The sequence below is a fragment of the Candidatus Electronema sp. TJ genome (genome assembly GCF_048287355.1).
Taxonomy (GTDB): domain Bacteria; phylum Desulfobacterota; class Desulfobulbia; order Desulfobulbales; family Desulfobulbaceae; genus Electronema.
Map to the genome: position 1 here is coordinate 1 of NZ_JBLWEP010000101.1, position 9,061 is coordinate 9,061.

At 57.2% G+C, this 9,061-nt stretch carries 8 protein-coding genes; all 8 read right to left on the reverse strand.

Annotation, left to right across the window (positions count from 1 at the left end; genetic code table 11):
* Positions 1-312: 312 nt before the first annotated feature.
* Complete coding sequence (locus tag ACNKID_RS08240) at positions 313-1,017, reverse strand: hypothetical protein (protein ID WP_417912961.1); 705 nt, start codon at positions 1,015-1,017, stop codon at positions 313-315.
* Between the two features lie 154 nt (positions 1,018-1,171).
* Positions 1,172-2,719: a uroporphyrinogen-III C-methyltransferase gene (cobA, locus tag ACNKID_RS08245; protein WP_417911695.1), complete on the reverse strand. Its 1,548-nt coding sequence runs from the start codon at positions 2,717-2,719 to the stop codon at positions 1,172-1,174.
* 219 nt (positions 2,720-2,938) lie between these two features.
* Positions 2,939-3,406, reverse strand: a complete 468-nt coding sequence (locus tag ACNKID_RS08250; protein ID WP_417911696.1) for a tRNA (cytidine(34)-2'-O)-methyltransferase — start codon at positions 3,404-3,406, stop codon at positions 2,939-2,941.
* A gap of 520 nt (positions 3,407-3,926) precedes the next feature.
* A complete protein-coding gene (locus tag ACNKID_RS08255; RefSeq protein ID WP_417912965.1) occupies positions 3,927-5,069 on the reverse strand; it encodes an ABC transporter permease in 1,143 nt (380 codons plus the stop codon).
* 295 nt (positions 5,070-5,364) lie between these two features.
* On the reverse strand, positions 5,365-5,913 hold the full coding sequence (locus ACNKID_RS08260; RefSeq protein ID WP_417911697.1) for a hypothetical protein: 549 nt from the start codon (positions 5,911-5,913) through the stop codon (positions 5,365-5,367).
* 155 nt (positions 5,914-6,068) lie between these two features.
* On the reverse strand, positions 6,069-6,998 hold the full coding sequence (locus ACNKID_RS08265; RefSeq protein WP_417912962.1) for an ATP-binding cassette domain-containing protein: 930 nt from the start codon (positions 6,996-6,998) through the stop codon (positions 6,069-6,071).
* Positions 6,995-8,053, reverse strand: a complete 1,059-nt coding sequence (locus tag ACNKID_RS08270; protein ID WP_417912963.1) for an HlyD family secretion protein — start codon at positions 8,051-8,053, stop codon at positions 6,995-6,997. The genes ACNKID_RS08265 and ACNKID_RS08270 overlap by 4 nt, the downstream gene beginning before the upstream one ends.
* A gap of 16 nt (positions 8,054-8,069) precedes the next feature.
* Positions 8,070-9,061: aconitase family protein (locus ACNKID_RS08275; RefSeq protein WP_417912964.1), on the reverse strand; the 992-nt coding region annotated here is incomplete at its 5' end.

The window sequence follows — 9,061 nt, forward strand, 5'->3', positions numbered from 1 at the left end:
GCGTTGTTGACGGCGGTGGTGTTGCTGAGGATGCGTATTTTGCCCATCTGCTCCGCCTGAACATTTCCTTCTAAGAAAAAAAAGAAGGTAATATTCTCGCAAGAGCGAAAAAAGCCCTGTCTCTCAGCAAAAAGGGGACAGGGCTTTTTTATCACTTATTTCGAGCTTCACTCTGCAGAAGACAAAAAAAGAGGTCTCTTTTCAGAGACCTCTTTTTCATTAGGAACATCAGCTTTTCTACGTGTAGGGGCAAAAAAAAATCTTTTGCCCCGTTGGAACCAGCGGGGGCGAAAGTACACTCATACAAGAGGTCTAATAAGAAAAGCTGATGGACATGCCGCCGTAGAAGGTGTTCGGATTTTTCTCCGCAGCGGCGGCGGCCATGTCGGCTTGCCCGACTGTCTCCAAAGAGCGCGACCATTGCAGCTCCGGGGTGACTGTGAATAGGCTACCATAAGACACTGGCAGGTTGAAGGACATACAAACCGCCCGTCCGTCCGCCTCGTCTGAAAACGAGGGCGAGAGCAGCATAGTTCTAGAGTCAATCCCAAGGGCTATCGAGTCGCTGAGCTGGAAATCCTTGGTGAAATTAAGAGTCACATACCAAGGCTTGTCAGCTTCTTCGTGCAGGACGTTCCGGCCATGCGAGTTCAAGTCCAAGAGGACAGTTCCGGCGGAGCGGGTGTTTTCCGGCGCAGTGTACAGATATCCGGCGGAGAACCCCAGCCGCCCCTCTGATCCGGTATAAGAGAGCGTGATGTCCTGACCGTCCAGCTGGCCTTGGTCAGGGAGCACCCCTTTGAACATCTTGGCTGATTCACTCAGGGACAGATCAAGCCCCTTTTTCGAGACGGCATCATCCAAACCGCCGTACATTCCTGCCGCCAGCAGCAGACTGCTGACTGCGGCGTTGTCCCCGCAGGTGACGCAGGATGAAATCGGCTGCATATCAGCGGCGGCCAGCGTGGGAAGACTGACGCTGCACAGAACTGCAAGCAGGCATGTGTTGTTTTTCACTGTCATTTGTTAGTGCCCTCAGGATGTTCCGGCTTTGTTTAAAGTCCATGAACGGTTTGGAGGTCTCATCTTCAGTATAGCGTCCGATCCAAGAAATGACAATGCAAAAAGCTGTACCGCCCGCAAAATATTTTATACCACAACAGGGGAGATTTCAGCCTTGGCGGCCCTGCGCGGCGATTGCGGCAGCCAGATCGTCAATCGTGTACCGTTCCGGCTGAATATCCACCTTTAAACCGCGCTTGCGCACCGTCTCCGCCGTCACCGGGCCGATGACCGCGATTTTGACCGGATCAAGAAGCTGATGCAGCTCGGCTTCGTCCTGCGCGTCCACCATGTTAAGAAAATTGGTCACGGCGGAGGAACTGGCAAAGGTGACGACATCAAGGCCACGCTCCAGCAGGCTTTTGCGCAGCTCGTCTTTACGGCCCTGCGGCGGCACGTTTTGATACACCGGCGCGACAGTGACAGAACCGCCCGCGTCTTCCAGCAGCTCCGCCAGCGTCTCCATCGCCTTGAGAGCGCGGGGGAGGAGGAAGCGTCTGTTCTGCGTCTCGCCAGCGGCAATCAGAGCTTCGGCTAAGCCTTCTCCAGTGAATCTTTCCGGGATCATATCAGCCCGCAGGCCATATTTGCCGATTTCATCCGCTGTAGTTTTTCCCACTGCGCCGATCTTGCAGGGCGCAAGGGCGCGGCTGTCTAAGCCTTTCTCATGCAGTCGCTTGAAGAAATAGGTCACCGCATTCAGGCTGGTGAAAAGCAGCCAGTGGTATGCGGCCATATTTTCCAACGCCGCGTCTATCACTGAGCAATCCGCCACCGGTTCGATGTGAATGGTCGGATATTCAAGGCATTCCGCACCGTATTCCTCCAGCTTGGAGACTAGCTCGCTGGCCTGCTCGCGGGTGCGGGTGACGGCAATTCGCTTGCCGAACAGCGGGCGGTGCTCGTACCAATCAATCATATCACGCAGCTTAACCACTTCACCGACAATCACCAAAGCAGGCGGAGTAATCTTTGCTTGCATAACCACTTCAGTAATAGTTGCCAGCGTGCCGACCACAGATCGTTGCTGCGGAGTAGAAGCCCAGCGCACCACTGCCACTGGCGTGTCCGGCGCACGACCATGTTCGATGAGTTTCTTGGTGATGATCGGCAGGTTTTTAATCCCCATATAAATAATGATCGTGCCTGCACCGGTCGCCAGCTTGTCCCAAGCGATGTTCGATTCTTCCTTGCCGTCCGCCTCGTGGCCGGTGACAAAGGCCACCGAAGCCGTGTAATCGCGGTGGGTTATCGGAATGCCCGCGTAAGTAGCAGCAGCTGTGGCCGAAGTCACGCCCGGCACCACTTCAAAGGGAATGCCCGCCTTGACTAATTCCTCAATTTCCTCCGCGCCCCGGCCAAAAATGAAGGGATCGCCGCCTTTAAGTCGCACTACGCGCTTGCCAGCCAAACCCAGCTCAACCAGCAGGCGGTTGATGCCCTCCTGCGGCAAGGTATGCTGATTGCTTTTTTTGCCGACATAGATCAGCTCAGCCTCGGCGGGCGCATGAGCGAGCAGCTTGACGTTGGCCAAGTGGTCATACACCACCGCTTCGGCCCGTTCGAGCAGGAATTTGCCGCGCAGGGTGATCAAACCAGGATCGCCCGGACCTGCGCCGACGAGATAGACTTTGCCTTTCTTTGGAATATCATTCATAAGATTGGATTGCTGGAAACAATATCTTTGATGGCTTTCACTAAAACATTGAAGCTGCGCGAGCGATTGCCGTCCAGATGCAAATGCTTGCCAATCGCCCGCGAGCCGGATTTCAGAGCCGCAGCGGGGGCAGGAAGGCATTTTGCTCATTCTGGCAGCAGGTTGTCTTTTCTGCAGAACTATACGGACAAAATTTCCAGCGGTTGAATCAGACTGCCCCTACATTTTGACTTGCTGCCGCAATGCCTCATACAGGACAATCCCGGCGCTCATGGCCAAATTAAGGCTGCGGATCTGCGGGTTGCTCATCGGAATGGTATAACAGCGGTCAGCGTGAAGCGCAAGGATTTCTTCTGGCAGCCCTTTGGTTTCCCGGCCAAAAATGAGGAAGTCACCAGGCTGGAAAGCTGCCTGCCAGTAGGGCCGCTCCACTTTGGTGGTGAAGAAGAAAAGCCTGCGCCAAGTCTGCTCGGCAAGGAATGTGGCCCAGTCCGGCCAGTGGCGGATATGCACCTGCGGCCAGTAGTCCAGCCCGGCCCGCTTCAGGTGCTTGTCATCAGTGCTGAAGCCGAGCGGATGGACAAGGTGCAGCACAGAGTCCGTGGCACCGCAGAGCCGGGCCACCGAGCCGGTGTTGGGCGGAATCTCCGGCTCGACGAGAACGATATTGAAAGGGATAGTCGGCATGGATCTGAGAGGTTGAGTCATTCCTGCCGGAAAGCATATACCTCAATCTGCGGCAAAAGGCAATTTCTCCCTTGCGTTTTATCCCATAAAAAAACCGGTTTCCCCTGCGAAAGAGAAACCGGCCAAAAAAAGAAGAGATGAAGAACACTGTAGTTCATGCAAAGTGTGTGCCAAATTTCTCCGTCAGCAGTGTTTTGCGATAAAAACAAAGAAAGCCGAAAAGTTGCCTTGGCATCAGATCGGAAGTTTCTCAGTTAGTCCATCTTGATTGGATACAGTTTTTTTTATAGAAAATAGGTCGCTTCTGCTGATTTCCTCAGGAAAAGAGCCTCTCCGCTTCCCAGCAGACAGGATTCAATATTTCAGGAGAAATATCATTTTTTTGCTGCCTGACGGATGCTCTGACTTCCCTGATTCCCTGCCTCGCCCAGCTGAGCAAACCGGCTGCGGCAACAGCCCGCGCACGCTCTCCACCTTCGCGCTCTCCCTGACATCAGGGTGCGCCGAACGGCCAGCCGCCTCAGCCCAGCCGCTTCTTGAAGCGCAGCGAGGCCACAGTCAGGCCGACAAGGATGAACATCACCAGGAAGCCGACATCATAGGGCATGTTGAGGATGTGCGCGTCACGCAGGACAACGCCGCGAATCAGGCGGACAAAATGGGTGGCAGGCAGGATTTCGGCAATATGCTGCGCTGGTTTGGGCATTCCTTCATACGGAAACATAAAGCCGGAGAGCAGGACTGAAGGCAGCATGATGAAAAAGGCCATCTGCATGGCTTGCAGCTGGTTCTTGGCAATGGTGGAGAACACCAAGCCCAAGGTGAGACAGGCAGTGATGAAGAGGAGCGTGCCCCCGGCGAGCTGCGCCAGGCTGCCGACTATCGGCACCTTAAAGATCAAGTGTCCTAAGCCAAGAATAATCGTGACCTGCACGCCGCCGATAAACATATACGGGATGATCTTGCCCAGCATCAGCTCAAGAGGCCGCACCGGCGTGGTGATCAGCATCTCCATATTGCCGCGCTCGCTCTCGCGGACAATGGCGGCGGCAGTGAACATGATCATGGTCATGGTGAGGATGATGGCGACAAGGCCTGGCACTGTGTTGACGGCGGTGCGCTGCTCCGGGTTGTAGAGCAGCACGGTTTCAAAGGTGGGCGCGCTGCTGGGAACAGGCTGGCGCAAGGCTTCGGACAGGGGCATGGAGCGCAGACTGCGGATGGCGGCGGCAATCACGGGATCTGAGCCGTCCGCCAGCCATTGCCCAACTGGACGGGCCGTCCGCGCGTCAGCGGCAGGATTCTTGCCAAGAGCAGCGGGATGGCGCAGCAGCCGTGCGCCAAGGTCAGGCGGCAGCACAAGCACGGCCCGCACCTCCAGATTATCAAGCGCCTTTTCCGCCTGGTGCACGTCATCATATTGAGCGATGAAGGTGACCACCTGGGTCGCGCTGACCGTCTGCGCCACAGCCCGGCTCAAGGCTGTGCGGCTTTGATCAACCAAGCCCACCGGAATATGGCGGATGTTGGTGTTGATGGCATAGCCGAAGAGCATGAGCTGGATGAGCGGGATCATCACCACCATGCCGAAGGTCATGCGGTCGCGCCTGAGCTGGCGCAGCTCTTTGGTGAAAACAGCGTGGATGCGCAGGAGGCTTTTCATGGCTTGCAGGATGCGGGCGTGGTCAGCGGGTTCAGCTTGGGCCGGTGCCGGATGATTGCCGTCTCGTCCTCCCAACGGGTTCTAACTGCTGATGACAGCGGGTAAAAAAACCTGTCCCGCAGCATACGGAGCGCGGCCCGGCCTGTCAAGAAAAAAGACGGCGGGGAGGAACGTATGTAAGTCCGAAAGACTTACGTACATAAGTCCGCCGGACTTACATATATAAGTCTTTGGGACTTACGTAGGTAAGTCCGGCGGACTTATATGCGTTGGTGGGAAGGGGGAAGGCAGGTGGTTAGGCTTCACGTTTGCGGCACCATTCAGAATATGGCAATTCACTCTTGCTTCTACGATGCTCGTTGTGAAGTTCCATTTGCTTCTCATGACCGATCCGGTCTTGCTGCTCGCACCAGAAGACGAATTCGAGTTGCGCTTTCGACTGCACATACTGAACACTTCGTCGGCTATTTAGCCGCCAGTTAGCCTTGCTGAGAGCTACACTCTTCTCAGCCTTTCTGTTTGGAAGGCCTCCAATTTGAAGGAATACTTGCCTAAGCAGTGTGGCTGTGAAGCACGAAAGTAACTCGTCTATATTTTGGCTACTCTTCGCTTGCTGCTCACCCTGTGCGATATTGTCTTCGACCATCTTGAGCCATTCAGCATCAGTTACTTCGATGGATTCATAAATGCTGATTTGGATCGCCTTCAATATTTTCAGGATATATTTACGCCATGTAGAAAGCGATGTTGTTTCCTTCAACTCATACCAAGCATTATAACCGAGCAGTCCTTCAATCGCTGACTTGAGCGCATACAGATGAGATAAATCGTGTTTAATTGGCATTCTCGTGAGATATCATAATATATTAACTCGTCTATCCATCCATACTGCATTGATAGGACAGAACGATTGCAAGGTGCTGACCAGCCAGTTTAAGCCGCGCATCTGCCTTTGTCAACAGGAGGGTTTTCGTAACGAGGTTGATAAGCTGGCCTTGCTTATCCTGCCCGGTTCCTGCCTGTGCAGGTGACAAAGACATCCTCCAAGCTGGGCCGCACTAACGACAAGCTGTCCTGCGGCCCAACGCTGGGCTGGCGGGAAAGGAACGCCAGCGGCTCGCTCACGGCATTGCGCACCAGCACCCGCAGCCGTGCGCCAAGCTGGGCCGCAGCTATCACTTCCGGCAGCTTGAGCAGCTCCTGCTTGAGCTGGCGCAGGTTGGCGGAGGCGATCTCCACCACATGGGCACCCATGTTCCGCATCAATTCTTCTGGCGGCCCTTCTGCCCGCTTGATGCCGTTCTCCAAGATGGCCAGACGGTGGCAGCGTTCCGCCTCGTCCATGTAATGCGTGGAAACAAGAATGCTGGTGCCCTCGTGGCTGAGATCAAAGAGCTGCTCCCAGAACTCGCGGCGGTTCTCTGGGTCAACAGCGGAGGTCGGCTCGTCAAGGAAAAGGAGGTCAGGCTTGTGCAGCACCGCCGCTGCCAGACTAAGCCGCTGCCGCTGGCCGCCGCTCATCCGTCCGGCCATCTGCCTGCGCCGGTCTGCCAGCTTGTACACTGCCAGCAGCTCCTCAATGCGCTGCTTCCGTGCCCGGCCCGGCAGACCATAGATGCGAGCGATGAACTGAAGGTTTTCCTCAACGGTCATATCGTCGTAGAGGGAGAACTTTTGGGTCATGTAGCCAATGCGCAGGCGGATCTGCTCCGCTTCTTTGGGCAGCTCCAATCCCAGCACCCGTATTGAACCGGAGCTTGGCTCCAGCAGACCGGTCAACATGCGGATGGCAGTGGTTTTGCCGCTGCCGTTCGGGCCAAGGAAGCCGTATATCTGGCTCTGTTGAATCTCCAAGTCCAGCTCCTGCACAGCCTTCAGGCTGCCAAAGTGTCGGCTTAACTGCACTGCCTTGATGACTGGCTCGGTCATGGCAGGTCAACTTGGGCAGGCACACCGTCGGGCAGATGAGCTTGATTGTCCGGCAGCTGCACTTCGGCAAGGAACATCAGCCGGGCGCGTTCCTCCTGATTAAGGGCATAATACGGGGTGAAGGCTGCTTCGGCGGCAATCCAGCGCACTTGGCCGGTGATCGGCACTTCCAAGCCGTCCACATGCACAGTCAGCTTGTCGCCGGTCTTGATCTTGGCCCGGTATGGCTCAGGCACATAAACGCGGGCATAGGGAGCTTTCCCGGCCAGGAGCACAGCCAAGGCGCTGCCTGCGGCGGGACGCTCACCTGCCTTCCAGGGCAGATCGTCAAGGATGCCGTCGCAAGCAGCGGTAATGGTCAGATCAGCAAGCCGCTTCTTCTCCATCGCCAGCACAGCGGCGGCAGCCTCCAGCTTGGCCGTGGCTGCCTGGAGGTCTTCCGCACGGGTGCCATTGGTCAAGATGCGCAGCTCTTCCTGCGCCGCCTGCAAGTGAGCGCGGGCCACATCACGCGCCGAGGCTGCCTTGTCCATCTCACCCTTGCTGGTGATGTTCTGCCGCGCCAAGCCGCTCAAACGTTCGTGCTGCACCTCGCTCTCTGTCAGCACGGCCTGCGCCGCCGTTACTTTGGCTTTGGCCGCAGCAATCTCTTCCGCCCGCGCTCCGTTGCGGAGCCTGTCGAGATTGGCGGCAGCTTGCGCCAGCTCCGCTTTCGCCTTGCTCACCTGCATCTTTTGCAGCGTGTCATTCAGCCGCACCAGCACTGCGCCTTTCTTCACCATGCTGCCTTGCGGAAGAGGCTGCTCCGCGATCACCTCGCTGGCGGCGGCGGCATGGGAGATGCGGTCGCGCTCCAAGGTACCGAGAGCAACCTTGCGCTGCGGGCTGGATTTGCAGGCGGCAAGCAGCAGACAGGAGAAAAGCAGGCAGGCTGACAGTTTCATTGCGCTTCGCAGTCGTGTTGTTTCACAAAAAAGCAGCAGCATATCTTGCAGCGCGGTTTTTCTTCGTGCCAAGAGCAGCTCCGGCAGAATGCTGCCATTCTGCCGGAACATGTCCTGTTATCCTGTGCTACCGCGCCCAGTTGAGCAAACCGCCAGCGGCGATGATCTCGCGGTGCCGCTGAGACAGCTCGCAGCAAGCCTGCACTGCCCTGCCGCCGATTTCCACGGTCAGCGTCTCCGCGCCGGAGAGCACGGCTTGGCGCAGGCCTTTGATGACAACTTCCGCGCCTTGCTCAATACGGTCGTAGTCGTCCGGGTCAGCAAAGGTCAGGGGCAGAATGCCGAAGTTGATCAGGTTGGCCTTGTGGATGCGGGCGAAGCTCTTCACTAACTTCACCTCCACGCCAAGATAGCGCGGGGCCAGAGCGGCGTGCTCGCGGCTGGAGCCTTGGCCGTAGTTGTCCCCGCCGATCACTGCGCCAGCAAAGCCCTCAGCCATCGTCGCCTGCATGTCGCGGGCAAAGCTCTCGGTGATCTGCGAGAAGACGTATTCGCTGATCGCCGGGATGTTGCTGCGCAGCGGCAGGATTTTCGCGCCCGCAGGCATGATGTGGTCAGTGGTGATGTTGTCCGCCAGCTTGAGCACGACCTTGCCCTTCCATGTCTCCGGCAGCGGCGCAAAGGTGGGGAACGGCGCGATGTTCGGCCCGCGCACGATCTCCACCTTCGCGCTCTCCTCCGGCGGCAGAGGCCGCTCAATGCGCTCGTCGCCGGGCAGGTAGCGTTCCGGCAGGGTGAAGGAGGGATATTCGCCCAGATCACGCGGATCGGTGATCACGCCTTTAATTGCCGAAGCCGCCGCCACTTCCGGGCTGCACAGATAGACGAGGTCGCCCTTGTTGCCGGAACGTCCAGGGAAGTTGCGCGAGAAGGTGCGCAGAGAGATCATGTTGCTGGGCGGTGCCTGGCCCATGCCGATGCAGCCCAAGCAGCCGGACTGATGGATGCGCGCCCCGGCGTGCAGCAGAGGCAGGATGCCGCCCTGCGCGGTGAGGTTCTCCAACGCCTGACGGCTGCCGGGATTGATCTCAAAGCTGACATCAGGATGCGCCGAGCGGC

Bases quoted from the DNA above. Each gene is read 5' to 3' on its own strand.
- ACNKID_RS08255 (WP_417912965.1), bottom strand. From the start codon at position 5,069: ATGAAAAGCCTCCTGCGCATCCACGCTGTTTTCACCAAAGAGCTGCGC.
- ACNKID_RS08250 (WP_417911696.1), bottom strand. From the start codon at position 3,406: ATGCCGACTATCCCTTTCAATATCGTTCTCGTCGAGCCGGAGATTCCG.
- ACNKID_RS08265 (WP_417912962.1), bottom strand. From the start codon at position 6,998: ATGACCGAGCCAGTCATCAAGGCAGTGCAGTTAAGCCGACACTTTGGC.
- cobA (WP_417911695.1), bottom strand. From the start codon at position 2,719: ATGAATGATATTCCAAAGAAAGGCAAAGTCTATCTCGTCGGCGCAGGT.
- ACNKID_RS08260 (WP_417911697.1), bottom strand. From the start codon at position 5,913: ATGCCAATTAAACACGATTTATCTCATCTGTATGCGCTCAAGTCAGCG.
- ACNKID_RS08270 (WP_417912963.1), bottom strand. From the start codon at position 8,053: ATGTTCCGGCAGAATGGCAGCATTCTGCCGGAGCTGCTCTTGGCACGA.